The organism is Ochrobactrum vermis, assembly GCF_002975205.1.
In the GTDB taxonomy this organism is placed as follows: Bacteria; Pseudomonadota; Alphaproteobacteria; order Rhizobiales; family Rhizobiaceae; genus Brucella; species Brucella vermis.
Window position 1 is genome coordinate 655,635 of the sequence record NZ_PCOC01000002.1, and the last position, 25,115, is coordinate 680,749.

Sequence of the window (25,115 nt, forward strand, 5' to 3'; positions counted from 1 at the left end):
ATTCGGTGCCGCCTTCTTAGTTTGGGTGTGGACAGTCGGCGTATGGGTGGATTGACAAGCTGTCCGAACCGTCTATAACCGTAAATGCAGACTGAAGATTTAAGACCATCTGCAAGGATGGTCTTATTGTGTCTGGAATCCGGATAAGTCCTCTTGCAGATGTCTTAGCGACGTTGGGAGGACGCCGTAATGCACGGTAGTAAAATAGCCCTGAGGGGCGTGCCGGATATTATTTCCTACATTGATGCGAATGACGGTATTCGAGGCCGCGCCGGTATTATCTGGTGGCTTGCCCTCGGTGGCCTGTTCCTTGATGCCTTCGCCAATTCGGCGCTGAGCGCAGGGCTTGGGCCGATGACGCGCGACCTGGGACTGGATGCAGCGCAGGTCGCGCTGATGACATCCTTCGCCTCTTGGGTAGCGATTGCATTCAATCCGATTGGCGGCTGGATCGCCGATCGCTGGGGCCGCATGCGCCCGCTGGTCTTCGCAAAGCTCATCGCGCTCATCGGCGCGGTGCTGGTGATGACGGCCCATTCCTATGAAGTTATTCTTATGGGGCGCTTCTTCGTGGGTGCCGCCTACGGTATCGACTTTGCCATCGCAATGGCCGTGCTTGCCGAGTTCACACCGGCACGCCTGCGCAGCCGTCTCAACACCTGGCAGGGCATCTGGTACACAGCCGTTTGTACAAACGTGCTTCTGGCCATGCTGTTCTATAGCTGGGATGTGGGTGATGCCATCTGGCGCTATTCGGTTGCCGCAACCGGTGTCTTCGCCTTCGCGATCATGATGCTGCAGCTCGTGTTCATGGTTGAAAGCCCGATCTGGCTTGCCCGCAAGGAACGGCTGGAAGAGGCCGCCCGTGCGATGACCCGTATCTATCATCGCGATTTCGTCGCTGCCCTGCCTGAAGATCGTTTGCCGGTTCTCAATCAGGCTCGTCGAGGTATTGCCAACGTTGCCCTGATTTTCCGTGGCATTTATCTGCCGCGCACTGTTCTTGCCGCGACCGTTCAGATCGGGCAATCCATCCAGTATTTCGCCGTGGGCTGGTATCTGCCGCTCATCAGTGCGGCACTGTTCGGCAAGGATTTCCTTTATGCCATGCTGGGCACGCTGGTGTTCAACGTATTCGGCATCATCGGCGGATTCTCTTCGCCGGTCATCGGGCGCGTACTTGGCTTGCGCAAGGCTTCCGCCATCGGCTTCGGCGCAGTCTTCGTCATGCTGGTCATCATGGGCCTGTTCCATGACACCATGCCAACCTGGCTTGCGGTGATCGTGCCTTCGCTGTTCATCCTGTTCCATTCCGGCGGTCCGGGCGCAAACGGCAAGAGCCTGTCGTCGCTCTCGTTCCGCAGCGAACTGCGTGCAGGCGCCAATGGCATCATCGGTGCGCTCGGCGCCATGGGTGCGGCCCTTGGCCTGCTGGTCTTCCCGCTCTTCCGCGAGAACTACGGCCTCGGCCCGACATTCCTGATCCTGTCGGTGGTTCCGCTGATTGCCTGCATCATCTGCTCGATCATTCAGTGGGATCCGACCCGTACCGAGGTCAGCCCGGATGACGAGCCGAACGCGCCGCAGTTCGCAGGCGACCGGTAACAACGGAGGGTAATGTGAACGGACGCAGACAGGCCATTCTGGCCATTGATGAAGGAACGTCCGGAACCAGGGCCGCGCTTGTCGCGGCCGACGGTTCGGTCTCCGCCGTCAATTACACGACGCTTGCCGTATCTTCACCACGTCACAACGTGGTGGAACAGGACGCCGATGTTCTTTTGCAAAAGACCATCGAAGTGTGCGGCAAGACCATTGCAGCCGCACGTGATGCGGGCGTGGAGATTGCCGCAATGGCAATCGCCACGCAACGCGCAACCGGTGTTCTGTGGGATACGGAAACGGGCCGGGCGCTGGTTCCGGCCATGGTCTGGCAGGATTCGCGCTATGCCGAAGAGCTGAAACCGCTCGGGGCTATATGGGACGCGAAACTCGTGTCACTTGCCGGGCGCCCTGTCGGCGGACGCGCGATCTATCTGTGGGCGGCGCGCCACATGCAGGAGACGCCCGCCGTGCGCGAGGCATGGAAGGCAAAGCGGCTTGCTTTCGGCACGGTCGACACGTGGCTGCTGTGGCACCTGTCCGAAGAACGCAAGGCCGTCACCACGCCGACGAATGCGACTTCTGCCGGTGCCTATATTCTCGCTGAGAACCGCTATTTCACCGACTGGGTGGAGGCGCAGGATTTTCCATTGGAGCTGTTGCCCGAGCTGAAACAGGACGCTGACGATTTCGGTTATACGCGGCAGGATATTCTGGGTATCCGCATGCCGATCAAGGCATCTTGCGGCGACCAGCTCGGCGGTCTTGTCGGGCTTGGCTGTCACGATGCAGGGCAGGCCATGTGCGTGCACGGTACGGGAAGCTTCGTCGATCTTGTGATCGGAAAACAGACGCCAAAAAATCCCGGCCTCTATGAAGCAACTTTCACCATGACGGCCTGGCGAAGCGAGAACCTCTCGCATTTCGCGGTCGAGACCTATGCCGCCACAACCGGATCGGCGCTCAACTGGCTCTGCAATGAAATGCGCTGGTTCGAGAATGCCAAGGAAATCAGCGAACTGGCTGCAACCGTACCGTCTTCCGCAGGTCTGTTCTTCATGCCGACCCTGACGGGATTGCGCCAGCCGAACATCGTTCCCGATGGGAGGGCATCGCTGACCGGGCTTTCGATGGCACACAGCCGGGCGCATCTTGCTCATGCCATTCTGGAGGGCATTGCGCATTCGGTCGTTTCCTGTGCGGAGGCGAGCTCTAAAGTGGCGGGCGTTCCGGTTCGGGAAGTGGTGGCAGGCGGAGGGCTTTCATCCAGCGATACGCTGCTTCAGTTGCAGGCTGATCTCAGCGGTGTGCCGGTGCGGCGCATGGCGGATCAGGATCGCGCCAGTCTGCGGGGAGCCGCATTTCTGGCAGGCAGCGATGGCTTGCTCTGGAGCGACCTTGCGGAAGCTCGTGCCACGCTGCCCGAAGGTAATCTTTTCATCCCCAAGACCAGCGAAGCGGAAAGACAGGACCGTAGAGCGCGATGGCACTCCCTCACGGACGAGGAAGTCGCACGCGTTCAATCCGGTCACTACCACTAGTTTTTTGTTCTAACGCGCATTTTCCGAGAACCGATCCCACTTTTCGGAATGCGCTTTGACAGGAGTTGAAATGCTGAATCTGCGCTCCCGGCGCGCTGACAAAGATCGCGCCCGGATGATCCGCACCGAGCCGCTGCGGCTGAACCGGTCGGAACAGGAAGACCGTCTTGCCACCGAAACCTACGATATTCTGATCGTCGGTGGCGGTGTGACTGGTGCTTACTGCGCCTTCGATGCAAGTCTGCGCGGTTTTCGTGTTGCGCTGGTCGAGAAGGATGATTTTGCATCTGGCACATCATCGAAATCGTCGAAGATGGTGCATGGCGGCTTGCGTTATATCGAGCAAGGCAATCTCGGCCTGGTTCGTCACTCCCTGCTGGAACGCCAGCGTTTGCGCCGCAATGCAAGCCATCTGGTGCAGCGCCTGCCTTTCCTGTTTCCCATTCTGGAACGAGACGGGGTTTTTGATTCACGCTTTGCCAAGGCGTTTGAAGGCTTGCTCTGGACATATGATCTGGCTGGCGGCTGGCGCGAAGGCATTCTGCACCAGAAACTGACTGCTGCGGAAGTGCTGGCGCACTGCCCGACCTTCAAGGACGAATATCTGCGCGGCGGCCTGATGTATTTCGATGCTCGCGTCGACGATGCTCGCCTGACATTGGCACTTGCCCGCTCTGCCGGCTTTCATGGGGCGACGGTCCTCAATCATTCGAAGGTGGCCGAGATTACCCGCAGCTCGGGCCGGGTCGATGGCGCAATCGTTCATACCGTCGAGGGCAAGGAAATCCGGGTGCGCGCCAAGACCGTCGTCATGGCGACAGGCGTTTGGCTGCGGGACTGGATGGGGCTTGGCAAGGATGGCGAAAAGCCGTTGCATGTGCGCCCGGCCAAGGGCGTTCACGTGGCTATCCCCTGGTTGAAAATCCGCAACGATTGCACGGTGACGGTGCCGGTGCCGGGGCGCAGCCGCCGCGCGACCATCACGCGCTGGGGCAACGTTTCCTATCTCGGCACGACCGACGAGGATTATCAGGGCGACCTCGATGACGTGCATTGCACGCGTCGGGAGCTTGATTTTCTGATCGAGGGCGCATGCAGCGCGCTCAATATCGACCTGACACCGGATGATGTCGTCGGCAGCATTGCCGGGTGCCGGCCACTGGTTGCCGCTTCGTCAGGTGGCAGCACCATGGACGTCAAACGCGACCATTCCGTGCATGTTGCGCCTGATGGCCTTGTCACGATTGTGGGCGGGAAGCTGACGACTTCGCGCCATATGGCTGAACAGACGGTGGATGCCGCCGCAAAAGTTCTGGGTGATCGCCGTCGCTGCACCACGAAGAAGGCATTTCTGCTGGGTGCTGCCGGTTATGATGCGCAGGCAATCGTGGCTTCCGGCGGCATGGAAGCGCATCTGGGCGAACGTTACGGTACGGAATCGCGCTTTGTCAGCGATCTGATGGCCGCTCGTCCTGAACTGGCTGAACCGGTTGTGGAAGGACTGCCCTATACCAGTGGCGAAGTCGTCTACGCCGCCCGGCACGAACTTGCCCGGACCATCGATGATGTGCTGTCGCGTCGTATGCGTGCCCGTCTGATGGCGCGCGATGCTTCCGCCCGTGCCGCCGCCAAGGTGGGCGCTTTGCTGGGTGAGGAACTTGGTCTCCCCCAAACCGAAATCGACCGTCAGGTCGCCGCTTATGTGGCTGCGACCGAAAAAGAAAAATCCATTCTCACAGGAGCGAACTGAACATGATCAGCAAGGAAGCCATCAAGCGCGGTTATAATCGCGGAAATTATGTCGTTGGCGCCCCGACCCAGCCGCATTATGCCGGCAGCATCAAAGAAATCGGCACCGAGGCCGAACTGGCACAGGACGCCGTTTCAGTGGACGCTGCTCTCGTCGAGAAGCTGCAGGGCGTTGCAGACGAAGTTCTGACGGCGCGCGAAGATGTCGTCGTGAACACCCGCGACTGGTGGGCGCGCACGATGGTTGCGGAAACGGGCGGAAAGCCCGCAACTGTTGACGGCGTATTCGTTCGCGTTTCGACTGTGGAACAGGTTCAGGCCGTCATGCGCCTTGCGCATGAAGCCAAGGTTCCGGTCACGGTTTCTGCCGGGCGCTCCAACGTTACGGGCGCGGCACTGCCGTTGCGCGGCGGTATCGTGCTCGACGTCTGCAATCTCAACCGTCTTGTGGGCTTCGATGCCGACAGCCAGATCGTTGAGGTTGAAGCTGGCATGTTCGGCGATATTTTCGAGGAAACCATTCAGCGCGACTATGGCATGACCATGGGGCACTGGCCGTCTTCATACGGTATCAGCACTGTCGGAGGCTGGATCGCCTGCCGCGGGGCTGGCCAGCTTTCGACGCGTTACGGCAAGATCGAAGACATGGTCTACGGCATGGAAGTCGTGCTGGCCGATGGTTCGCTGGTTACGGTTGGAAATTATGCCCGCGCAGCAATCGGGCCCGATCTGCAGCAGATCTTCATCGGTTCGGAAGGCACGCTCGGCATCATTGTGAAGGCACGCTTTAAACTGCATCGCCTGCCGGATTATGCCCGCGCTATCGCCTATGGCTTCAAGAGCTTTGCCATTGGTCTGGAAGCCTGCCGCCGTATTATGCAGGGCGGTGCCAATCCCGCAGCGCTGCGTCTCTACGACGAGCTGGAAAGCGGTGTGCAGTTCGGCCTGCCGGAAAGCAATGTGCTGCTGATCGCCGATGAAGGCGCGCAGGAAATGGTCGATGCCGTGATGGCGATCAGCGAAAAGGTGTGCGCCGAACTTGGTGACAAGCTCGATGGCGATGCGATCTTCGAGAAGTGGCTCGATACGCGTTATCTGACCGGCAAGAGCGCCGAGGGCTTCAAGCGCAGCCCGGGCTTTGTTGCCGATACGCTGGAAATGACGGGTTGCTGGCGCGATCTGCCTGCGATCTACGACGAGGTCGTCGCTGCGATCAACGCAGTGCCGGGTACGCTGGCCGGTTCGGCGCACCAGTCGCATGCCTATGTCGATGGCGCCTGCCTTTATTTCTCGCTGCGTGGCGACGTGGAAGTGGAAAAGCGCGCTGAGTGGTATCGTGCTGCTTGGGATGCTGCCAATGCCGTTCTAATCAAGTATGGTGCAGCATTGAGCCATCATCACGGCGTCGGACTGCTCCGTGCGCCTTACATGAAGGACGCTCTCGGATCGGCATTTCCGCTGCTGGAAACGGTGAAGAAGGCGCTCGATCCGGATAACCTGCTTAACCCCGGCAAGCTCGGACTTTCGCTCGACATGCCAAGAGACGGAAAATGATGGAATGACTTTGGACAGAACGATCGGTGAGCGGCTTTTGCGGGCGCCTGTCATGGCAACGCTCTACGGCGTGGACAATCTTCAGGCATTTCTGGACAGCAAGGCGGAAGTGGGCATCGTCGCCAACATTGCCTTGCGCCATGTGGCTGAAGTGCTGAACGCGCTCAAGAAAAGCAACAAGCTGATCGTTCTGAACATCGACAGTTGCGAGGGTCTGTCACAGGACAAGGGAGCCATCGAATTCCTTGCCGAGATAGGCATTTCGGTTCTGCTGTCGACCCGCGTTCCAACAATCCAGAAGGCCGCGCAATGCGGCCTTCTGACCATGCAGAAAGTCTTTGTGACCGACCGTTCGACATGGCCCCGCAGCCTCAAGGCTATTTCGCAAAGCGCACCCAATCTGGTGCAGATCATGCCATCGCCGATGCTGGGCTATCTCTCGGTGGAGGATAAGCGCCGCCTGCCGCCTGTCGTGGCTTCCGGCTTTATTTGCAACGAAGCGGATGTCGGCACTGCCATGACACAAGGCGCAATCGCTGTTTCCTCAAGCAACAAGTCGCTCTGGAATTATTCGGGTGCTTCGGCCTTGCGCGGGAAGGGAAAAAGCTAGAGCGCATCCCGAAAAGTGCGAAGCGGTTTTCGGATGAGATACGCGTAAAAGCAAACAGATAGAGCATTTCCAACGATCCAATCAAAACAGGAAATGCTCTAGATTAGGCTTTCTCCCAAGTCTTGGCAGGAAAATCCCGTGCAGCTTAAATTTTCGCGATCGGCATTGTGTTTTACATTGATAGTTCTGGCGCTTCTCGCTCTGCTGGCGACAATGGGTGCGGGACTGGGCTGGATCAGAAGCTTTCTCGGGGATGTGGTCGCCGTCATCTTTGTCTATGCGGTGCTTAGAACCTTCATTGACGGAAACCGCCTGCTGCTTGTTTTGATCGCGTTTCTGACCGGGGTGGCGGTGGAATTCGGCCAATATCTCGCAATGCAGTTCGATATCGTGATCGGAAACCCGGCTCTGCGTATTATCCTTGGGGCCACGCCGGATTGGCTGGATGTTCTGGCCTATGCGATAGGAGCCGGAATCGTCGTCGTGTATCTGTTGGCGCGACGGCAGGCCGAGACAGCAAGCTAATTTATCCAATTTGTTGCACGACCTTGTTTTGAACAAGATGTGCACCTATATGACTGTCATAGGCATTGCTTAAGAGCGCTGGAACGCGTCTGTTGCTCGCAATTGCCTTCATCGCTTGATGCTTTTGACCACGGATGTACTGGCACTGGTAGAAAAGCGATGATCAGGAAGGTCGGTGCGTTTTCGCCCCGGCCTTTTTTGTTGTCTGCGGTTTCGCGAGAATAAAGCTGAACGGCCTGATTCAATGTTTCAGCAGGCCGTTCTGTTTAGAATTAGAGCGCATCCCGAAAAGTGTGAAACGGTTTTCGGACAAGATGCGCGTTAAGACAACGGATTAGAGCGCCGATCTGATTCAATCAGATCGAAACGCGCTCTAAGCAGCGAGTGCTTCGTCTTCCGAAGTCGGGACTTCGGAAATCGTCTTCAGGACCTGCGAAGCGATCTGATACGGGCAGCCCTGCGAGTTCGGGCGACGATCTTCCAGATAACCGCGATATCCATCCCTGACGAAAGCGTGTGGAACGCGGATCGAAGCGCCACGGTCGGCAACGCCGTAGGAGAACTTGTTCCACGGGGCGGTTTCATGCTTGCCGGTCAGGCGCATGTGGTTGTCCGGGCCGTAAACGTCGATATGGTCCTGCAAGTTCTTGTCGAACTGCGCCATGAGCGCTTCGAAATAGTCCTTGCCACCCACTTCACGCATATGTTTGGTCGAGAAATTGCAGTGCATGCCCGAGCCGTTCCAATCGGTATCGCCGAGCGGCTTGCAATGGAACTCAATATCGATTTCATACTGTTCGCAAAGGCGAAGCAGGAGATAGCGGGCCATCCAGATCTGGTCGGCGGCGTTCTTGGAGCCCTTGCCGAAAATCTGGAATTCCCACTGGCCCTTGGCCACTTCCGCATTGATGCCTTCGTGATTGATGCCTGCATCGAGGCAGAGATCGAGATGTTCCTCGACGATCTTGCGCGCGATGGAGCCGATATTCTTGTAGCCGACGCCGGTGTAATATGGACCCTGCGGGGCAGGGAAGCCCTGTTCCGGGAAGCCGAGCGGGCGACCATCCTTGTAGAAGAAGTATTCCTGCTCGAAACCGAACCATGCATCATCGTCTTCAAGGACGGTCGCGCGGCTGTTGGAAGGATGCGGCGTGACGCCATCCGGCATCATGACTTCGCACATCACGAGAACGCCGTTCTTGCGTGCGGGATCGGGATAGATCGCGACCGGCTTCAAGACGCAATCGGAGCTGCGGCCTTCGGCCTGCATCGTCGATGAGCCGTCGAAGCCCCAGAGCGGCAGTTGCTCAAGCGTGGGGAAAGCGTCGAATTCCTTGATCTGCGTCTTGCCGCGCAGGCCCGCAGCAGGGGTGCATCCATCGAGCCAAATGTATTCGAGCTTGTACTTGGTCATCGCTAGTCTCTCTGTCATCCTCGGTTGATCAATCACCGCAAGTCATGCGGTGTCGCGCGGCTCGGTGTTCGATTTAATAGAAGCAAGGACCGTGCCAGTTTTAATTTTGGCGCATTTTCAAGGCGACAAAGGCAATTGCGATCAAGCGGGCAAGATTTGTGCAATGGAAAGTGCAAAGTGTCTGCTCAAAAAACAGGCAATGGATTACAATTTCATCACGCCTGAAATACAGGCTGCATCATTCCAGTCTCGTGGCCTGTCATGCGGGGGCTGAAAGCCCGGAAATTCAAAGGCATAAAGCAAAATCGAACAGGCGGACAGAATAAGTCGTTGGACGCTCCGGCCACCATTCTTCACCTTGTCCTCAAACAAAAGGGGAGTGACTGATGGCACGTTCGATCAACAGAAAATCGGCTTTTCTGGCAAGCCTAGCGTTCAGTGTTTCGGCAATGACTGTTTTGGCGGCCAATGCGGCGGAAATCACCGTGATGGGTTATCGCGGCGCATTCCAGGACAATTACGTCAAGGCCGTCATCGAACCGTTCCAGAAGGAACATCCCGACATCAAGGTCACTTATTACGGGGTGCAGAATGCAGCGACATCGCTCGGCAATATGCGCGCCCAGAAATCTTCACCCCAGACGGATGCGGTAATCTATGACCTTTCGGTCGCCAAGATTGCCGATGAGGAAGGGCTGGTCGAGAAACTCGATCCGGCGTCGCTCAAAAATTATGCGGATATCGCCGATCTTGGCAAGGAACTCGCTGGCGGCGCAATTCCCATCACATATGACACGCTTTCGCTGCTTTATAATCACGATGCATTTGCGGAAAGTCCACCGGATAGCTGGGAAGCGCTCTGGGACAAGCAGCAAAGCGGCAAGGTCATCATCCCGGCACAGGGCGGCGGCGATATTCAAGCCATCCTGCTTACGATCATCGCGAACCGTCTCGCCGGTGAAGATGATTATACGAAGACCGTGAAACCGGGCGTCGACAAACTGGTGAAGCTCGCGCCTGCCGTGCAGACATGGGAACCGAAGCCCGATGCCTATACGCTGGTTGCAAACGGCACCGCCACGTTATCGATCGGCTATAATGCCCGCGCCCAGTTTTACTTCGACCAGACCGGCGGAAAGCTTCAATCCGTCGGACCGAAGGAAGGCACAGCCGCGCAGGTGAATGTCATCAGCGCGATTGCCAATGGCAAGAACATGGATGCAACCAAGACATTCATCGATTACGCAATAAGCCCCGAGGCGCAGGCCCGCTTCGCCGAGATCATGTTCTATGCGCCATCGAACACGAAAGCGGATGTGAACGACGAAACGAAAAAGCGCATTCCCTACATGGATACGGCTCAACGCGAAAAGCTCATTCCGGTCAACTGGATGACAATCGGTGATATGCGCGACAAGCTGCTCAATCCGTGGCGTCGCCAGATCATTCCGGCTGGTCGTTAAGTCCTACCTCACCCTGAAATTCACGCTTCCGCCCCGTTTCGCCGGGGCGGCAACGACCCCTCACAGGTTTCGATATGGTAGCAGAAAGCTCATTTCTACAGTTGAAGGCGCTCACCAAGCTTTACGGTAACAACTACCGGGCAGTGGACGATCTTCATCTCGATCTGCCGCGCGGAAAACTGCTCGGTCTCCTCGGTCCATCGGGTTGCGGCAAAACGACGACATTGCGCATGATTGCCGGTCTTGCATCGATCTCGGACGGCAACATCCTGATCGATGGCAACGATATTTCGCACAGGCCGCCCCATCAGCGCGACATCGGTCTGGTTTTCCAGAACTACGCGCTGTTCCCGCATATGACCGTGGCCGAAAATGTCGCTTTCGGTCTCGATATGCGCAAGGTCGGCAAGGTCGAAGCAAAGCAGCGCGTCGAAGAGGCGCTCGAGATGGTGCGGCTTCCCGGCTACGGCTCGCGCAAGCCGAAAGAAATGTCCGGTGGCCAGCAGCAGCGCGTGGCGCTGGCACGCGCGCTGGTCATCCGCCCGCGTATTCTTCTGCTCGACGAGCCTCTGTCCAATCTGGACGCGAAGCTGCGTGACGACATGCGGATCGAAATCCGCGAGATTCAGAAACGCCTCGATATCACGACGGTTTTCGTCACGCACGATCAGGTCGAAGCGCTCACCATGTGCGATGTTGTGGGCGTAATGGATAATGGCAAGCTGGCACAGCTCGGTTCGCCGGAAGAAATTTATGAAAAGCCGTCCTCCCTCTTCGTGGCCAAATTCGTGGGGCGCGCCAACGTCCACAATTGCGAGGTCGTCGACGAAAATGTCTGCCGCCTGGGCAGCGCCACCTATCGCTGCAACACGCATGGAAAGTCACGCGGGGCCGGGCAGATCGCCATTCGCCCGCACCGCATCAACCTGACGCCCAACCGCGATCGCAATCTGGTCAGTGTCGTGACCAACAGCGCGCATGGCGTGGTGGAACGCACAACCTATATCGGCGATATCGTTCAATATGACATCGAGATCGAGGGCGCCTGTCTGAAAGTGGAAGTGCCGACCGCCAGCGAAGGCCACGCATTCCGTACCGGCGACCGGCTATTGTGCGAATGGAAACCGGAAGACATGCTGGTTTTCGGGAGCTGATGTCATGACAGCGATCGCATCGACCGACATCATCCCGGCAAAGTCATCGAGACGCAGACGCTATAGTCTCGTCGCCGTTGCGCTGCTTCTGCCGATGGCCTTGATCAACCTTATCGCCTTCATCGCGCCGGTCGCACATCTGGCGCAGATATCTTTCCTGCAGAGCGAAAGCGGCGGTGTCCTGACGGACCGCTACACGTTCGAAAACTACATCAATTTCTTCACTGACAGTTTCAATTGGGGACTGGTGTTCAACTCGCTCTGGCTGAGCGCGGTCATCACGCTGGCAACGCTTGTCTGCGCCTATCCGATTGCGCTTTTCCTGCACCGTGTTTCGCCGGTCTGGCGCAACTTCCTTTTCGTGGTGACGGTCTCGCCGCTGCTCGTCAGCAGTGTGGTGCGCACCTATGGCTGGATGGTGCTTCTCGGCGATCAGGGGCTCGTCAATGGAGCCTTGATGAACCTCGGCATCATTTCCTCCCCCATCAGGCTCGTCAACAATACGCTCGGCGTATTCATCGGCATGGTGGAAATCCTGATCCCCTACATGGCGCTGTCACTGATTGCCGGTTTCGGGCGTCTGAACGCCTCGCTTGAGGAGGCTGCGGCATCACTCGGCGCTAATGCCTTCACGCGGTTTCGCCGGATCATTCTGCCGCTCACCTTGCCGGGTATCGCACTAGGCTGCCTGCTTTGCTTCGTGCTGGCGATCAGCTCCTTCATCACGCCGAAATTGCTTGGTGGCGGGCGCGTATTCCTGCTGGCGACGGAAATCTACGATCAGGCTGTGATCCAGCTTGAATGGCCGCGTGCCGCCGCAACCTCCGTCATTGTCCTGATCATCTTCGGTCTCGCCTTGATGGTCTATTCCCGCATCGCACGTCGCATCGACTGACTGGCAAAGGAGAAACGAGATGATTGGTTCAACTTCACTGCCATTCCGCGTTCTGGTCGGCTTGCTTTATCTGTTCCTGCTGGCCCCCATTCTGGTGGTCGTGCCGCTATCGTTCAGCAACGACAACTATCTCACTTTCCCGCCGCAAAGCTGGGGCGTGCGGTGGTATGCGGAAATGCTGCATCATGAAATGCTCATTCAGGCGCTCTGGATCAGCCTCGGCATTGCATCGGTCGTCACTGTCCTGTCGCTTCTGGCGGGTATCCCGGCCGCCTATGCGATCCGCCGTTATCAGTTCCGTGGACGCGAAGCGGTGCTGAACCTCTTCACCGCACCGCTGCTTCTGCCGTCCATCGTACTTGGCCTTGCCATTCTGCTGGTCTTCGTGCGGTTGGAACTGCTCGGCACGTTCACCGGTCTGGTCATCGCCCATCTGATCGTGACGACCCCTTACGTCATCCGCATAATGATAACGGCGTTCTCGACCTTGCCGCCATCGGTCGAAGAGGCGGCCACGATGCTGGGCGCATCGCCGTTCACCGTGTTTCGTCGCGTCACCTTGCCGCTGATGATGCCGGGTCTGGTGGCAAGTGCCGCACTGTCCTTCCTCCTGTCCTTCGATGAGGTGGTGATCTCGCTCTTCATCACCGGACCACGCATGACGACGCTGCCGGTGGAAATCTTCAACTATGTCGAAAGCCGTACTGACCCGATGACTGCAGCCATTTCGGTGGTGCTGATCACGGCGACGCTGCTCATCATTTTCGTCATCGAACGCACGCTCGGATTGTCACGCACAATCGGCAAATAACCTCCCAACTGAAAGTGACTGCAAGCATGGAAAATATCGCCCTCTGGATGTCGCAACCGCATTTCAGCTATCTGGAAATTGCCAGGACCTGCGGCTTCTCATCCTTCGTCCTCGAACTCGAACACGGAACCTTCGATCTGTCGACGCTGGACCAGTTTCTGGCTTTCACCAAGGCGCAGGGGCTCTCCACTTTGACCAAGGTGCTGGCGCCGACGCCAGAGGCCATCCAGCAGGCGCTGGACTTCGGATCGGACGGCGTCATCGTTCCGCATATTCTCGGTGTGGACCATGCGCATCAGGTTACGAAGGCCGCAAAATATCCGCTGGTTGGCACGCGCTCTTATACCGGTGGCCGCATTTTCGGCTATGCCCGCCCGGCGACCGATGCCTTCGAAAAAGAGAACAAGCGCACCAAATGCTTCGCCATGATCGAGACGGCAGAAAGTCTCGCCGACGTCGAGAAGATCATTGCGCTCGATACGGTCGACGGTTTGTTTCCCGGCCCGTCGGATCTGGCACTTGCACGCGGTCGGGGAGCCTATGCTTTCAATGATGAAGACAAGGCTGATCTGCGCCGCTGTGCGGCTGCGGCACGCGCTGCCGGGAAGCCATGGATTATGCCCGCCTGGACCGAAGCTGAACGGCGCTTCGCACTGGAAGAGGGGGCGGCGATGCTGGTCGTCGCCACCCAGAACATGACGCTTCGCCAGGGCATGGTTTCGACTGTCAACATGCTGAAGGGCGAAGCCCTGGTTGCCTGATTATTCCTGAACTGAATAGCCACTCATTTGCTGGAGGAAAAAATGAAGATTAGTCTGATCCAAACGAGCCCGCAGACCGACAAGGCAGAAAATCTGCGCATTACGCGGGGATTGATGGAGGACGCCGTACACACGGATTCTCCGGACCTGATCGTGCTGCCCGAATATTTTGAATATTACGGCGGTACTCCGGAAGAAAAGCTCGGCGCAGCCGAGAGTGTTCCCGGCGGTCCTGCCTACAAGATGGCGCAGGATTTTGCCCGCGAGCACAAGGTGTTCGTCCATGCCGGAACCTTGATGGAAAAGGTTCCAAACGAAAAGCGCATCTACAATTCCACCTTCGTCTTCAATCGTGAAGGCAAGGAGATCGCGCATTATCGCAAGATTCATATGTTCGATATCGTTGGGCCGGACGGGACGGCCTATAAGGAATCCGCAACCGTCAAGCCCGGTGAAAATGTCGTCGTCTATGACCTCGACGGGTTCAAGATCGGTTGTGCGATCTGCTACGACATCCGCTTTGCCGAACTTTACCTGGAGCTGGAAAAGGCCGGTGCCGATGTCATCGTTCTTCCCGCAGCATTCACGCTGCAAACCGGCAAGGATCATTGGGAGGTGCTGGCGCGTGCCCGTGCCATCGAAACCCAGACCTATTTTGCCGCCTGTGGCCAGACCGGCAGCACGGTTTCGAACGGCGAACGGCGTCATACCTATGGTCATTCGCTCGTCTGCGATCCGTGGGGGCATGTTGTGGCGCGGGCTTCCGACGGTGTCGGCTTCGTAACGGCCCGCATCGAGCGCGCGCAGATCGAGCGGGTGCGTGCGCTCATTCCCATGGTCAGCCATCGCCGCATCGGCAAGCAGTTGCAGGCCTGCGCTTAGGAGGCGTCATATGTATACGATCAATCCCATGCCGGAGCAGATCCCTGCAGGTGACCTTCAGCTCCTGTCGGGGGTCGAAACGGCCACTGTCGGACACTGGCGCTTCTTTGGTTTCATGCACCGTTCCATCCAGCCGCTCCTCCCGAAGCGCCGTGTGGTCGGCACCGCCGTCACCATCGCCATACCGGGCCCGGATTCCACCCTGCTTCACCACGTAACCGGAATGCTCCGCCCCGGCGATATTCTGGTGGTGGACCGGATGGGCGACGACCGCTATGCGTGCTGGGGCGGCGGTGTGACCATCGCTGCGAAGGCCTCTGGTGCCGTCGCCGGGATCGTGGATGGTCCCTGCACGGACCTGACGGAAATCGAGGATTCCGATTTTCCGATGTGGGCGAGGGGTATCTCGCCCATCACCACGCGGCTCTATGATCTGGGTGGCGGCATCAATATTCCGGTCTCTTGTGGCGGTGTCGTCGTCAATCCCGGCGATGCCATTCTGGCCGATGAGAGCGGCGTTCTGGTCCTGCCGCGTGACGAAGTGAACGCGGTCGCCTCACGCGCGCTGGATATACAGGACAAGGGCAAGGTGCGGGAGGCGTCTGTGAAGACTGGTCTCAAGCTCGGTGACGTGTCCGGTGCGACCAATAAAATTCTCGCCCACGCGGGAAGCTGATCTGATGCGGGCCGGTTTTGACCGGCCCCGATCATTTGTGGGATGGAATATGACTATTTGCTTATTTTCATCCCGCAAGTGTCTTAGAAAGAAAGGACGAATCTGGTTGCCCGGAGCGCAATAAGGGACTTCAAGAAACGCAGGCGCACGGGTGATTGAAATGGGAAGGGACATACCCGTCCATGAATATCCGTTTTCTGGAAACGGTCATCTGGTTGTCGGAACTGCGCAATTTCCGGGCGACGGCAGCTCGCCTCAACATGACGCCGGCAGCAATATCCAATCGTATCGGCGCAATGGAGCAGGAACTGGGTTTTCGGCTCTTCGACCGTGATGCCCGCGACGTCAGCCTGACGGCGGAAGGCGAAGCTTTTGTCGAGGGCGCGCGCGATGTGGTGCGCCGTTATCATGATCTGGTGGAAAGCCTGAGCCCACATAATGGGCTCGAAGGAACGCTGAAGATCGGCATCGTTCCAAGCCTCGCCATGACAATATTGCCGGGCATTCTCGATATTGTCCGGCAACGCTACCCGCAGATCCGCATCTCGATTACAACTTCGTCTTCAAAAGGGATCGTGCAGAAGCTGGAGCAGCGGGAGCTCGATATCGTTTTCGCCATCAGGCCTGAACCGATGCCTAATCTGCGTATCGTCGACATATGCACTTTCGGCATGTTCTGGATATCGCGCAGCGATCAGTTTCCGGGCGGGGCGGAAGATGCGCTGTCACGGGATGAACTGCTTGGCTGCAATCTCATTTCCTATGAGAGCGGTTCCTATAATTATCAGCAGATCATCAATTATTTCACGGAAGAGCGCCTGAAGGACGCGACCGTTCATTATTCCAACTCGCTCACCACGACGATCAACATGATTTCAGCGGGTGTCGGGATTTCCGTTATTCCGCCGGTGGTGATCCAGAAAGAACTGCGGACTGGCGAACTGCAGGTACTGAATACCAATGCCGCTTTTCCGGCGACGAGCTATAGCGCCATTTATCTGGAGAGCGCGGCAACGCGCCTGATCACGCTTGTGGCCAATATTGCCCGTGAAGCCGGACGCAATTTCAGCAGCAACTTCAGCGATAGTCTCGCTTTTCAGGACTAGCGCGCAGCTTCCGTTCAGGCTGGTTTCAATTTGCCTTGAACTTCATCCTCGCAATAGATGCTGATGATTTCTTCGGCGACCAGACGCTGCAATTCCCACAGATTGCGGTCGCGGATGCCTTTTTCTTCCAGATGCTTGACGGTGAGATAGAGATATTCGGCGCAGGAGCCCATATGTCCGCAGGCGCGCGCAAGCAGTCGGGCCACCGATGTCAGCGGCATGTTGTCCGAAAGCCTGTCCCCGCGTGGTCCGGCCCAGAAAACGAGCGCACGCACAGGCCCATCCTCGGTGTCGACCGACACCCAGCGAATGGAATAGGCATCGTCAATCGAACTGATTTCGCGCCGGATCATTCGGCGTAATTGTCCAAGGCGGTCCTCGTCGGACAGCCGGAAAACAATCCCTTTGCAACTGCCGCCCGACCGAAGCGCAAGCATGAGGCCCGGCTGGGCCATCGTCGCGCGCCAGCGCGTCAGCCGGAGGCAGAATGAGCGGTGCCAGCCGCTCGCCGTCCCGGCGCGCGCGGCCACCGCATCGAAATCCGGTTTCCAGATCAGGGAGCCATAGGCAAAAACCCAGAGGGCGTTGTCTCCTGCTTCGTGAAAGAGCTGATCGGCCAGTTCATCGACCTCTTTGTCGGTGATCGGTGTTCTGCCCGGATCGGGACCGCGATCGACCTCAAGCCGAAGGCTCAGCGAAACGAGCTCCTCGGTCAAAGCCATCGGGGAAATATCGGCAGAAGGTATGGCGTATTCAGGCTGATCGTACTTCTCGGTCATTCTTTCACGGTAAAGCATGTTCATGGGGCGTCGCCTCAGATATTCGCATTTTTGCGTATATCATCAAGCTGCCGCAACGATGAAAACAACAATTCCCGATCCCGCAGATGTTCCTCGTAGAGAGACGCGAAAATGGAATTCGTCGTCACATGCGGCTTGGGCGCGGACTGGGCGCGTCGCAGGCTATTGTTGGCCTTGCGCTTGGCGTCTTCGACTTCGGCAAGCAATTCCTGAAGCCTGCCGGAGCTGCCAAACGCGCGAACACCGGCTGCCGGTGCGCCTGGAGCGACTGTATTCGATGTCGAGTGGATCATGGTCTGCATCTCCAATGGCAAGATATAGAGCTGATCGTGGTGTCTGTTTATGATATAATGATGTTATAAAATGTACTAAATTACATTCTTGTGATGTCGTGTTTCAGGCATTGTTTTTGAGGAAAATTCTATTTCTTGCTGACTGGATTTTTAGCACTGTTGGCTCGCTGGAGACGAGGCATTCGATGCCAAAACAATCACTGAGCGAGGAAAATTCGCGCGGCAGCACTGCCCCGGATAGATCCCGGCTGCATCTCCAACATGCCGAAACCTCGGCGCAGTTTGAACGTCAACGCAACCGTCTATTGCGATAGGAAAGCCTCAGCGCTAGCCTGTAAATGTAGAATGATCGGTTTGGACCAAGGTGTGCGATGTCAGAGATAAAAACGCTGGGATCCAAGCGGGTCTATGAAAATCGTTGGATGAAGGTTCGTGAGGACCGGATTGTTTATCCTGACGGCAGCGAAAGCATTTATGGCGTTGTTGAGAAGAACGACGCCGCAATGATTTTCGCTATGGACGACGATGAGGGCGTTTATCTGGTGGAACAATTCCGCTATCCCGTTGGACGCCGTTTCTGGGAACTTCCGCAAGGGGCCTGGCAGGAATTCGAGAACGTCGATCCACTCGCTTTGGCTCACGGAGAGCTTCGGGAGGAAACCGGGCTGACGGCTGCAGAGATGGTCTATCTCGGCGAGACTTATGAAGCCTACGGTTTTGCGGCTAACAAGTGCCACATCTTTGTCGCCACAGGATTGCAGATGGGAAAGCCCAGCCTTGATGCTGAAGAGCAGGGGCTGATCTGCCGCCGCTTCCCTATCGGCGAAGCAATCGAGATGATCCTTCTCGGCGAAATCAAAGATGCCTGTACAATTGCCGCGTTCGGGCTTTTGCGCTTGAAAGGGATTATCTGATGCCTGTTTTATGGCGGCAACCATCGTTCACTGAAATCAGTGAGGAGTTTCCGAAGCAGATATAGGCCGCTATGGCTGGCCCATGATGCTGGCCTGCGATGGTTGGAAAGATGGCACCCAACCAAAGTCAAATCTGGTCAGCCAGTAATAGTCGCATCATTTCTTATGAGTCTCGATCCAGGTGATGCCGAAGACGACAGCGCTGACGGCCAGTATCGCTGTTATCTCAATCCAAAAAATCAACTGCATGGCGATGTCCTCCTGCATGGTTAACAAATAACGAACGAAAAGGTTCAGTTATACAGTTCGCGTCGATTGACATCGCGACGTCATGACGTCATGATGTCTTAATGAAAACTGTAGAAGACCATGCTCCGCTCTACGCCAGGGTGGAAACATCGCTGGCGGACGATATTTCATCTGGCCTCTTGCCTACTGGCAGCCAGCTTCCGCCGGAAGAGCGCCTGATCGAACGTTTCGGCGTCAGCCGGACGACTGTTCGCAAGGCTGTCGAGAATATGGTAGCGCGCGGACTTGTTGAAATCCGTCGCGGCAAAGGCACGTTCGTCGCCCAGCCCAAGGTCACTCAGAAATTGACGGAGTTGACCGGTTTCGTCGAAGACATGCAGGCGCTCGGTCGGGCCGCAACGGCGCAACTGCTCGACAAGGAGATCGTGTCGGCCGATGCAGACGTGGCAAAGCAGCTTGCCCTGCCGTTCGGAACTCTGGTCATGCGGATCCGACGCGTTCGGCTTGCTGACGGCGTCGCCATGTCTTTGGATGAAACATACCTGCCGCGTGAAATCGGCGAGAAGATTGTCACGCACGACCTGGACGTCGAACCGATCTTCACATTGCTTGAAGATCGATATGATTTGCCCCTTATCGAAGCGGAGTATCGGTTGGAAGCAATAAGCGCTGCGCCGGACGTTGCTGCAGCCCTCGCGGTTGAACCCGGCAGTGCGGTGTTTCTGATCGAGCGTACCTCCTACACCGAAGGGCACCGGGCGATAGATTACGAAAAACTCCACTATCGCGGCGATCTCATCAGCTTCGTCACTCGCCTGGCCCGGCGACCGCGCGATCGCAAATAGCTCCGGGGGCAAAATGCTGGCTTTATGGTTGTTTATAGCCGCTTTCGGTGCAAGCGCGCTCGGTGGCGTGCTTGGCATGGCAAGCGGCATCTTCATCGTACCGGCGCTCACGCTCTTTTTCGGCGTGGACATTCACGTCGCCATCGGTGCGAGCATCGTTTCGGTCATCGCCTGCTCCTGCGGCAGCGCGGCTCCGCTTTTGAAGCGACGGCTGACCAACATCCGCCTTGCCGTTGTTCTTGAGACGGCCACCACATTCGGCGCACTGACCGGCGTGTTCCTCATCGGTGTTGTTTCGACTTCGCTCCTCTACGGTTTGTTCGCGGCTATTCTGCTGCTTTCGGCAAAACAGATGCTTGTGCGGCGGCGCGAGGAAATCGGTAAAAGCGCGTCCGACGTGACAAGTCTGGCGACAAGCCTGCGCCTGCATTCCAGCTTTCCCGATCACATAACGGGGCAGGATGTGCATTATCGGGTCGGTCACGTTCCGTTGGGCATGGCGCTGATGTACGGGGCGGGACTGGTCTCCGCACTCCTCGGCATAGGCTCAGGCGTTCTCAAAATTCCGGCGATGGACACCGCCTTGAAGTTGCCCATCAAAGTCTCATCCGCCACCTCCAACTTCATGATCGGCGTGACGGCTGCTGCGAGCGCAAGCGCCTATTTTGTGCGTGGCGATATTGATATCGGGATCACGGGTCCGATTGCGCTTGGTTCGGTTATCGGCGCGCTGGTCGGTGCCCGACTGCTCATGAGCCTTCCGGCGGAAAAGCTGCGCATTTTCTTTGTCGTGGTTCTCATCGTGCTTGCTGTTCAGATGCTTTTGAGCGCTTTCGGTATTGAAATCGTTGGAGGTTCGAAATGAAAGCCAACGGAAATGCCGAGCGCCGGGACGAAATCATAGCATCGCTTCTGTGGTATGGCACATGGTTTGCCACTGCCATTATCGCAGTCGGTGTCATCATGACCGTCATCGAGCCGTCGCAGTCGTCAACGCCGCTTTTCATCAGCGGCTACGGCATCGTGAAAGCGGGTATTGCGGTGTTTATCCTCTTGCCGATTTTCCGGGTGATGCTGACGATGTACCTTTTTGTGCGTGAGCGTGATTACGTCTACGCCGTCATTGCCGCCACGGTTCTGCTGATCATCGCAACCGGCATTGTGGTGGATTTTGGCTCATTTTAAGCTCGGAGCATGTTCAGCTTCGAGAAATTGAGATGCGAAATCAAAGGGGGGCGTGACGCCGCGGCAATCGGGCTATCGCGAATATGTGCCGCATTCCGATAGGCACGCGGGGTGAGGCCCGTTTCCTGCAAGAAATAACGATTGAAATTGGACAGATTGTTGTTCCCCCGCGCTTCGCGTATCTCGGTATCCGACAGACAACAGGACGGATGAAACCGCTGCGGTTCCGCCTGCATCCGGGGCGTACTCTTCCAGAGCGGCATTAACTTTTCTCCGCTTCATTCAAACCGATCACCAGTCTCCTTGCTGGCGGCGGCTGGATGCCCTCCGGAGGTAAGTGCGATTTGATAAATATATATTTTGTTGATTTGAAATAATCATATGTATTTCGTCTTATGACGAGAGATGAATTATTTCAAATTTATAATTACATTGATATTATTTCAATATAATTGACAGAATTGATGATATTGCAAAATATGTTCTCTCAGGTCAGTGAGGGAGAGGACAATGGCTCGAATTCCAGGGACGACTGAAGACGATCATATCGTTGGAACAGACAGTGCGGATTATATCGCGACCTATGCTGGGGATGACGTTGTGGACGGCGGAAAAGGCAACGATTTCATCACAACAGGCCTGGGCGACGACCGTATCCGAACAGCAGATGGATTTGACAGAATTGACGGCGGCGGCGGAGACGACCAGTTTTCCATTTTTAATACAGGCGGTGCGATTGCGGGAGGAGCAGGGGCGGATCGCATGATCATCGATCTCTATCTGCGCGATCAGGATATCAGTCTCGGTGCCGGTCATCTCATGATGGGAGACGGGGCTGCCGACCATCTCTATTTCAGCAGTATTGAGCAGCTTGAGCTTCAGTCAGGCAAGGGTAACGACTATCTGGACGCAACTACTTTTGCATTCGTCAAAGCCAGCGGCGGTGCAGGCAATGATGTGATCATATCCGGCGTTGGCGATGATGTGTTGAATGGTGATGCCGGTAACGATCAGCTCTTTGCGGGTGCGGGGCGCGATTCCGTCTGGGGTGGCGATGGCGACGATCTGATCAACGGAGCGGATGGAGACGATTATGTTCTGTCCGGCGGCGCCGGCGAAGATAGGATTTTGGGTGGTGCGGGACGAGATTCGCTCTCTGGTGGCGCCGGAAACGACACATTGTTTGGTGAAACCGGTGATGACGTCATCTACGGCGATGAAGGTGACGATATTCTCGATGGCGGCTCGGGAAACGATACCCTGTCTGGAGGCGATGGTTTCAACGTCATGCGGGGCGGAAGCGGCGACGACTGGTTTTTAGCTACCGGCACCGGTGTGGCGGACGGCGGCGAAGGTTTCGACCATCTCGATGTTAGCCTTGATGGCAGGAGCGCGGCGGTGGATCTCGATCTTTCGACTGGACAAACCCCAACAGGTCTCAGCTTCATGAACATCGAGGAAATAGCTGTCACTGTATCCGGTGCTAACGACAACAGCCTCTATGGTTTTGAGGGTCGTGATATTTTCCAGACGGGTTTTGGCGCTGATTTCCTGTTGGGGCGAGCGGGCGACGATATCCTTAATTCCAATGCCGGAGATGACAGGCTGGATGGAGGTGATGGAAATGACCGTCTGGACGGCGGCGAGGGTGCGGATGAATTGATTGGAGGCACCGGCGCAGATAGTTTCGTATGGGATATCCTGGCACCTGACGGAACAGGCGTTGACACCGTTCGGGATTTTAGCGGGGCGGAGGGCGACGTTCTGGAGTTCTCCTACACCGCCCAGAACAGTACTGGAATCGACGACTTCGACAGTTTTGTAACGGCATCTCGGGACACGGATGCCGGCTTGTTCGTCTCCTTCAACGGGTCGACAGAGTATGGCATTCTGCTCGAGGGTGTGACCCTTTCGGATATCAGCCCGGACAGCGTCGTATTCGGCGACATCTGAAAGAAATAGCTGGTCACACGATGGACGTGGAGGCCAGCATCACGCTTCAGGTTGAAGTATTCAAGCAATATACCGTGATGAATATACGGACCGAACGCTACTGGGCTGGTGTTTCATTCTGCTGGGGCTGTGAAGCCTCGGTCGTTGCAGGATCAGGCTGCTGAGGTGTCGTTGAAGGATCTTCCGCAAGAACCTCATTCGTCTTGGATTTGATTTCTTCTGCCGTCTGCTGGCTAATTAGCCCCTGCGATGCGGCTAAGCCTACGACAATTGCAATGATTGCTCCGACGAGAGCGGCTTTGAGCTTCGGTGACATAGATGGCTCTCCTGCCGATGTATTTTATGTCCCGCCCAATTCGTTGATGTCACTCATACTATATTTGTATGGCGTCGTTCAATACCGGTCTTTTTTCCTTTGATGGTGTTCTACGTTGCTCATGTCGAGCGGCGGAAATACGCGTTCATGACAGGCAAGGCGGTGATAAGCCGCGACCTCTGGTGTGGCGCGGCTATTGCTCATCTTGGCAGTGCGGTCAGCGCACTTCGAGGACTTCGCCGGTGCGACGATCAATGACCACACGCATCTCGTTGTCACGGCGGTCTATTCCCCGGACAATATAGACGTTTCTACGTCTTGAAACGCCATCGACTTCATCCAACCCTTCGCTGCGCGCAATTCTTGCCGCCTGACGTTCGCTGATTTCATCGCGGCTGGGCCGCCGATCCCCGTCAGGATTGACCTGGATACCATTGGGGCCGATTTCAATACTTTGTGCGTGTGCGGGAACGGTTGAAACGAGAGCCGACATAGTTACAGCTACGATTGCCAAAAATTTGTACATGGCACCTATCCATTGTTGGTTTGCGCCCGCCATCGCCAACAACCTGCCAGCCGGTCACCGGTTCCGGTGATGATGGTCAATTCTCCTAACACCGCGAACATCCTGTGATAGCAATCCGCATGTAGCCGGATTGCAGTGCGGTTCATATCACTCATCTCCCTTTAACTTGCCGTCTTGACAGTATTCTATCGCCCGCACTACGCTGCAGTAACACGGCAGAATATTACTGAAGTGAGGGGAGGAATTCATGACTAAAGGTTCCATTTTTACAGGGCTGGGTCGGGTTTCAATTTCACGACGCCAGTTTATAACATCGAGTGCACTGGGCGCAGGCGCTCTGCTTCTACCGTCCTTGCCATCTTTTGCAGCGGACAAACCCAAAGTCGGTCTGGTTATGAAGTCGCTCGCCAACGAGTTCTTCAAGCAGATGCAGGCTGGCGCTGAGGACTATGCCGCCAAAAATACCGACAAGTTCTCATTCGCTGCTGTCGGCATGAAGGATGAGCGGGATTTTGCCGCCCAGGTCGATGCGGTCGAGAATTTTATCACACAGCAGTTCAACGTGATTGTGCTGGCTCCAGCCGATTCCAAAGCCATGGTGACGCCGGTGAAGAAGGCTCTGGAAGCCGGAATCAAGGTCATCAATATTGACGTGGCGCTTGATGAAGAGGCGAAGAAGCAGGCCGGTGTCGATCTTGCCTTTTTCGGTCCTGACAATCGCGAGGGCGCAAAGCTTGCCGGCATGGCGCTCGCCAAGGATCTGGGCAAAGGGGCCAAGGTGGTGATCCTTGAAGGCAACCCGGAAGCCGACAATGCCAAGGAGCGCAAGAAGGGTTTTGATGATGCCGTGGCTGAAGGCGGATTGACACTGCTCGATTCCAAGACAGCGCATTGGGAGACGGAAGAGGCCAACACGCTGATGACTAACTTCCTGACCCAATATCAGGACATTCAGGGTGTGATGGCCGCCAATGATTCCATGGCACTCGGCGTCGTGAAGGCGCTGGATGCTGCCGGAAAATCAGGTCAGATAAAGGTCGTGGGTTTCGACAATATTCCTGCTGTCCAGCCCTTGATCAAGGATGGCAAGATGTTGGCCACCGTCGATCAGTTTGGTGCGCAGATGGCGGCCATGGGCATAGATTACGGCCTTAAGGAATTGGCGGGCGAGAAATTTTCTGGCTGGGTCAAGACGGATATCAAGCTGATCACCGCCCAGGATCTCTGAAATATTGCCAATCATGGAGTGGCGCTCCAAGCGCCGCTCCTCTTCATCCGGCAGGCAGGAACA

At 56.6% G+C, this 25,115-nt stretch carries 26 protein-coding genes; 20 read left to right on the top strand and 6 right to left on the bottom strand.

Annotation, left to right across the window (positions count from 1 at the left end; all coding sequences use genetic code 11):
- Nucleotides 1-189: 189 nt before the first annotated feature.
- From CQZ93_RS17400 to CQZ93_RS17425, 6 genes are all read left to right on the top strand, one after another.
- Nucleotides 190-1,605, top strand: coding sequence for an MFS transporter (locus CQZ93_RS17400; RefSeq protein WP_105543858.1), 1,416 nt, complete (start codon nucleotides 190-192; stop codon nucleotides 1,603-1,605).
- Between the two features lie 14 nt (nucleotides 1,606-1,619).
- Nucleotides 1,620-3,143 (top strand): FGGY-family carbohydrate kinase, encoded by a 1,524-nt coding sequence (locus CQZ93_RS17405; RefSeq protein ID WP_105543859.1) that lies wholly within the window; start codon nucleotides 1,620-1,622, stop codon nucleotides 3,141-3,143.
- Between the two features lie 70 nt (nucleotides 3,144-3,213).
- The gene (locus tag CQZ93_RS17410; RefSeq protein WP_105543860.1) at nucleotides 3,214-4,893 is read left to right on the top strand and encodes a glycerol-3-phosphate dehydrogenase/oxidase; all 1,680 of its coding nucleotides are present in this window, start codon (nucleotides 3,214-3,216) and stop codon (nucleotides 4,891-4,893) included.
- A gap of 2 nt (nucleotides 4,894-4,895) precedes the next feature.
- Entirely contained in the window at nucleotides 4,896-6,446 is a 1,551-nt protein-coding gene (locus CQZ93_RS17415) for an FAD-binding oxidoreductase (RefSeq protein ID WP_105543861.1), read from the top strand.
- A 4-nt stretch (nucleotides 6,447-6,450) separates the two neighbouring features.
- The gene (locus CQZ93_RS17420; RefSeq protein ID WP_105543862.1) at nucleotides 6,451-7,056 is read left to right on the top strand and encodes a glycerol-3-phosphate responsive antiterminator; all 606 of its coding nucleotides are present in this window, start codon (nucleotides 6,451-6,453) and stop codon (nucleotides 7,054-7,056) included.
- Nucleotides 7,057-7,194: 138 nt separating this feature from the next.
- Nucleotides 7,195-7,581, top strand: a complete 387-nt coding sequence (locus CQZ93_RS17425; RefSeq protein WP_105543863.1) for a ribosomal maturation YjgA family protein — start codon at nucleotides 7,195-7,197, stop codon at nucleotides 7,579-7,581.
- 373 nt (nucleotides 7,582-7,954) lie between these two features.
- Here CQZ93_RS17425 and CQZ93_RS17430 read toward each other — a convergent pair whose 3' ends face one another.
- On the bottom strand, nucleotides 7,955-8,995 hold the full coding sequence (locus CQZ93_RS17430; protein ID WP_105543864.1) for a glutamine synthetase beta-grasp domain-containing protein: 1,041 nt from the start codon (nucleotides 8,993-8,995) through the stop codon (nucleotides 7,955-7,957).
- A gap of 386 nt (nucleotides 8,996-9,381) precedes the next feature.
- Here CQZ93_RS17430 and CQZ93_RS17435 point away from each other — a divergent pair, with 386 nt between their 5' ends.
- The 8 genes from CQZ93_RS17435 (at nucleotide 9,382) to CQZ93_RS17470 (ending at nucleotide 16,743) form a co-directional block, all read left to right on the top strand.
- On the top strand, nucleotides 9,382-10,458 hold the full coding sequence (locus tag CQZ93_RS17435) for an extracellular solute-binding protein (RefSeq protein ID WP_105543865.1): 1,077 nt from the start codon (nucleotides 9,382-9,384) through the stop codon (nucleotides 10,456-10,458).
- 74 nt (nucleotides 10,459-10,532) lie between these two features.
- Nucleotides 10,533-11,612 carry an ABC transporter ATP-binding protein gene (locus tag CQZ93_RS17440; RefSeq protein WP_105543866.1) on the top strand — a complete coding sequence of 360 codons (1,080 nt, stop codon included), beginning with the start codon at nucleotides 10,533-10,535 and terminating at the stop codon, nucleotides 11,610-11,612.
- A 4-nt stretch (nucleotides 11,613-11,616) separates the two neighbouring features.
- Nucleotides 11,617-12,507 carry an ABC transporter permease gene (locus CQZ93_RS17445; RefSeq protein WP_105543867.1) on the top strand — a complete coding sequence of 297 codons (891 nt, stop codon included), beginning with the start codon at nucleotides 11,617-11,619 and terminating at the stop codon, nucleotides 12,505-12,507.
- Nucleotides 12,508-12,526: 19 nt separating this feature from the next.
- Nucleotides 12,527-13,318 carry an ABC transporter permease gene (locus CQZ93_RS17450; protein ID WP_105543868.1) on the top strand — a complete coding sequence of 264 codons (792 nt, stop codon included), beginning with the start codon at nucleotides 12,527-12,529 and terminating at the stop codon, nucleotides 13,316-13,318.
- Between the two features lie 26 nt (nucleotides 13,319-13,344).
- Nucleotides 13,345-14,079: an HpcH/HpaI aldolase family protein gene (locus CQZ93_RS17455; RefSeq protein ID WP_105543869.1), complete on the top strand. Its 735-nt coding sequence runs from the start codon at nucleotides 13,345-13,347 to the stop codon at nucleotides 14,077-14,079.
- A gap of 42 nt (nucleotides 14,080-14,121) precedes the next feature.
- Entirely contained in the window at nucleotides 14,122-14,961 is an 840-nt protein-coding gene (locus CQZ93_RS17460; RefSeq protein WP_105543870.1) for a carbon-nitrogen hydrolase family protein, read from the top strand.
- 10 nt (nucleotides 14,962-14,971) lie between these two features.
- Nucleotides 14,972-15,637, top strand: a complete 666-nt coding sequence (locus CQZ93_RS17465; RefSeq protein WP_105543871.1) for an RraA family protein — start codon at nucleotides 14,972-14,974, stop codon at nucleotides 15,635-15,637.
- A gap of 182 nt (nucleotides 15,638-15,819) precedes the next feature.
- Entirely contained in the window at nucleotides 15,820-16,743 is a 924-nt protein-coding gene (locus CQZ93_RS17470) for a LysR family transcriptional regulator (protein WP_105543872.1), read from the top strand.
- A 14-nt stretch (nucleotides 16,744-16,757) separates the two neighbouring features.
- On the opposite strand, the gene CQZ93_RS17475 is transcribed toward CQZ93_RS17470, so the two are convergent.
- Nucleotides 16,758-17,522: a gamma-glutamylcyclotransferase gene (locus CQZ93_RS17475; RefSeq protein WP_286154274.1), complete on the bottom strand. Its 765-nt coding sequence runs from the start codon at nucleotides 17,520-17,522 to the stop codon at nucleotides 16,758-16,760.
- Between the two features lie 35 nt (nucleotides 17,523-17,557).
- Nucleotides 17,558-17,836, bottom strand: a complete 279-nt coding sequence (locus CQZ93_RS17480) for a hypothetical protein (RefSeq protein WP_105543874.1) — start codon at nucleotides 17,834-17,836, stop codon at nucleotides 17,558-17,560.
- A gap of 371 nt (nucleotides 17,837-18,207) precedes the next feature.
- Here CQZ93_RS17480 and CQZ93_RS17485 point away from each other — a divergent pair, with 371 nt between their 5' ends.
- The 4 genes from CQZ93_RS17485 (at nucleotide 18,208) to CQZ93_RS17500 (ending at nucleotide 21,029) form a co-directional block, all read left to right on the top strand.
- Complete coding sequence (locus tag CQZ93_RS17485; protein ID WP_105543875.1) at nucleotides 18,208-18,750, top strand: NUDIX domain-containing protein; 543 nt, start codon at nucleotides 18,208-18,210, stop codon at nucleotides 18,748-18,750.
- 350 nt (nucleotides 18,751-19,100) lie between these two features.
- Nucleotides 19,101-19,844, top strand: coding sequence for a GntR family transcriptional regulator (locus CQZ93_RS17490; protein ID WP_105543876.1), 744 nt, complete (start codon nucleotides 19,101-19,103; stop codon nucleotides 19,842-19,844).
- Between the two features lie 13 nt (nucleotides 19,845-19,857).
- Nucleotides 19,858-20,709 (top strand): sulfite exporter TauE/SafE family protein, encoded by an 852-nt coding sequence (locus tag CQZ93_RS17495; protein ID WP_105543877.1) that lies wholly within the window; start codon nucleotides 19,858-19,860, stop codon nucleotides 20,707-20,709.
- Entirely contained in the window at nucleotides 20,706-21,029 is a 324-nt protein-coding gene (locus CQZ93_RS17500) for a DUF1634 domain-containing protein (protein ID WP_105543878.1), read from the top strand. The genes CQZ93_RS17495 and CQZ93_RS17500 overlap by 4 nt, the downstream gene beginning before the upstream one ends.
- On the opposite strand, the gene CQZ93_RS27415 is transcribed toward CQZ93_RS17500, so the two are convergent.
- On the bottom strand, nucleotides 21,026-21,292 hold the full coding sequence (locus CQZ93_RS27415; protein WP_105543879.1) for a helix-turn-helix domain-containing protein: 267 nt from the start codon (nucleotides 21,290-21,292) through the stop codon (nucleotides 21,026-21,028). The two genes, CQZ93_RS17500 and CQZ93_RS27415, sit on opposite strands and share 4 nt — an antisense overlap.
- Before the next feature lie 247 nt (nucleotides 21,293-21,539).
- Here CQZ93_RS27415 and CQZ93_RS17510 point away from each other — a divergent pair, with 247 nt between their 5' ends.
- Nucleotides 21,540-22,982 carry a calcium-binding protein gene (locus CQZ93_RS17510; protein ID WP_105543880.1) on the top strand — a complete coding sequence of 481 codons (1,443 nt, stop codon included), beginning with the start codon at nucleotides 21,540-21,542 and terminating at the stop codon, nucleotides 22,980-22,982.
- A gap of 97 nt (nucleotides 22,983-23,079) precedes the next feature.
- On the opposite strand, the gene CQZ93_RS17515 is transcribed toward CQZ93_RS17510, so the two are convergent.
- Nucleotides 23,080-23,298 carry a hypothetical protein gene (locus CQZ93_RS17515; RefSeq protein WP_105543881.1) on the bottom strand — a complete coding sequence of 73 codons (219 nt, stop codon included), beginning with the start codon at nucleotides 23,296-23,298 and terminating at the stop codon, nucleotides 23,080-23,082.
- A gap of 217 nt (nucleotides 23,299-23,515) precedes the next feature.
- A complete protein-coding gene (locus CQZ93_RS17520; RefSeq protein ID WP_105543882.1) occupies nucleotides 23,516-23,824 on the bottom strand; it encodes a PepSY domain-containing protein in 309 nt (102 codons plus the stop codon).
- Nucleotides 23,825-24,071: 247 nt separating this feature from the next.
- On the opposite strand from CQZ93_RS17520, the gene CQZ93_RS17525 reads away from it, so the two are divergent.
- The gene (locus tag CQZ93_RS17525) at nucleotides 24,072-25,052 is read left to right on the top strand and encodes a sugar ABC transporter substrate-binding protein (protein ID WP_105543883.1); all 981 of its coding nucleotides are present in this window, start codon (nucleotides 24,072-24,074) and stop codon (nucleotides 25,050-25,052) included.
- Nucleotides 25,053-25,115 lie beyond the last annotated feature (63 nt).

Coding starts and splice junctions, on each gene's coding strand:
- CQZ93_RS17460 (WP_105543870.1), top strand. CDS start 14,122: ATGAAGATTAGTCTGATCCAAACGAGCCCGCAGACCGACAAGGCAGAA.
- CQZ93_RS17470 (WP_105543872.1), top strand. CDS start 15,820: ATGAATATCCGTTTTCTGGAAACGGTCATCTGGTTGTCGGAACTGCGC.
- CQZ93_RS17500 (WP_105543878.1), top strand. CDS start 20,706: ATGAAAGCCAACGGAAATGCCGAGCGCCGGGACGAAATCATAGCATCG.
- CQZ93_RS17420 (WP_105543862.1), top strand. CDS start 6,451: ATGACTTTGGACAGAACGATCGGTGAGCGGCTTTTGCGGGCGCCTGTC.
- CQZ93_RS17445 (WP_105543867.1), top strand. CDS start 11,617: ATGACAGCGATCGCATCGACCGACATCATCCCGGCAAAGTCATCGAGA.
- CQZ93_RS17485 (WP_105543875.1), top strand. CDS start 18,208: ATGTCAGAGATAAAAACGCTGGGATCCAAGCGGGTCTATGAAAATCGT.
- CQZ93_RS17525 (WP_105543883.1), top strand. CDS start 24,072: ATGACTAAAGGTTCCATTTTTACAGGGCTGGGTCGGGTTTCAATTTCA.
- CQZ93_RS27415 (WP_105543879.1), bottom strand. CDS start 21,292: ATGCCGCTCTGGAAGAGTACGCCCCGGATGCAGGCGGAACCGCAGCGG.
- CQZ93_RS17410 (WP_105543860.1), top strand. CDS start 3,214: ATGCTGAATCTGCGCTCCCGGCGCGCTGACAAAGATCGCGCCCGGATG.
- CQZ93_RS17480 (WP_105543874.1), bottom strand. CDS start 17,836: ATGATCCACTCGACATCGAATACAGTCGCTCCAGGCGCACCGGCAGCC.
- CQZ93_RS17495 (WP_105543877.1), top strand. CDS start 19,858: ATGCTGGCTTTATGGTTGTTTATAGCCGCTTTCGGTGCAAGCGCGCTC.
- CQZ93_RS17490 (WP_105543876.1), top strand. CDS start 19,101: ATGAAAACTGTAGAAGACCATGCTCCGCTCTACGCCAGGGTGGAAACA.
- CQZ93_RS17465 (WP_105543871.1), top strand. CDS start 14,972: ATGTATACGATCAATCCCATGCCGGAGCAGATCCCTGCAGGTGACCTT.
- CQZ93_RS17435 (WP_105543865.1), top strand. CDS start 9,382: ATGGCACGTTCGATCAACAGAAAATCGGCTTTTCTGGCAAGCCTAGCG.
- CQZ93_RS17455 (WP_105543869.1), top strand. CDS start 13,345: ATGGAAAATATCGCCCTCTGGATGTCGCAACCGCATTTCAGCTATCTG.
- CQZ93_RS17475 (WP_286154274.1), bottom strand. CDS start 17,522: ATGACCGAGAAGTACGATCAGCCTGAATACGCCATACCTTCTGCCGAT.
- CQZ93_RS17515 (WP_105543881.1), bottom strand. CDS start 23,298: ATGTCACCGAAGCTCAAAGCCGCTCTCGTCGGAGCAATCATTGCAATT.
- CQZ93_RS17510 (WP_105543880.1), top strand. CDS start 21,540: ATGGCTCGAATTCCAGGGACGACTGAAGACGATCATATCGTTGGAACA.
- CQZ93_RS17520 (WP_105543882.1), bottom strand. CDS start 23,824: ATGTACAAATTTTTGGCAATCGTAGCTGTAACTATGTCGGCTCTCGTT.
- CQZ93_RS17450 (WP_105543868.1), top strand. CDS start 12,527: ATGATTGGTTCAACTTCACTGCCATTCCGCGTTCTGGTCGGCTTGCTT.
- CQZ93_RS17415 (WP_105543861.1), top strand. CDS start 4,896: ATGATCAGCAAGGAAGCCATCAAGCGCGGTTATAATCGCGGAAATTAT.
- CQZ93_RS17430 (WP_105543864.1), bottom strand. CDS start 8,995: ATGACCAAGTACAAGCTCGAATACATTTGGCTCGATGGATGCACCCCT.
- CQZ93_RS17400 (WP_105543858.1), top strand. CDS start 190: ATGCACGGTAGTAAAATAGCCCTGAGGGGCGTGCCGGATATTATTTCC.
- CQZ93_RS17440 (WP_105543866.1), top strand. CDS start 10,533: ATGGTAGCAGAAAGCTCATTTCTACAGTTGAAGGCGCTCACCAAGCTT.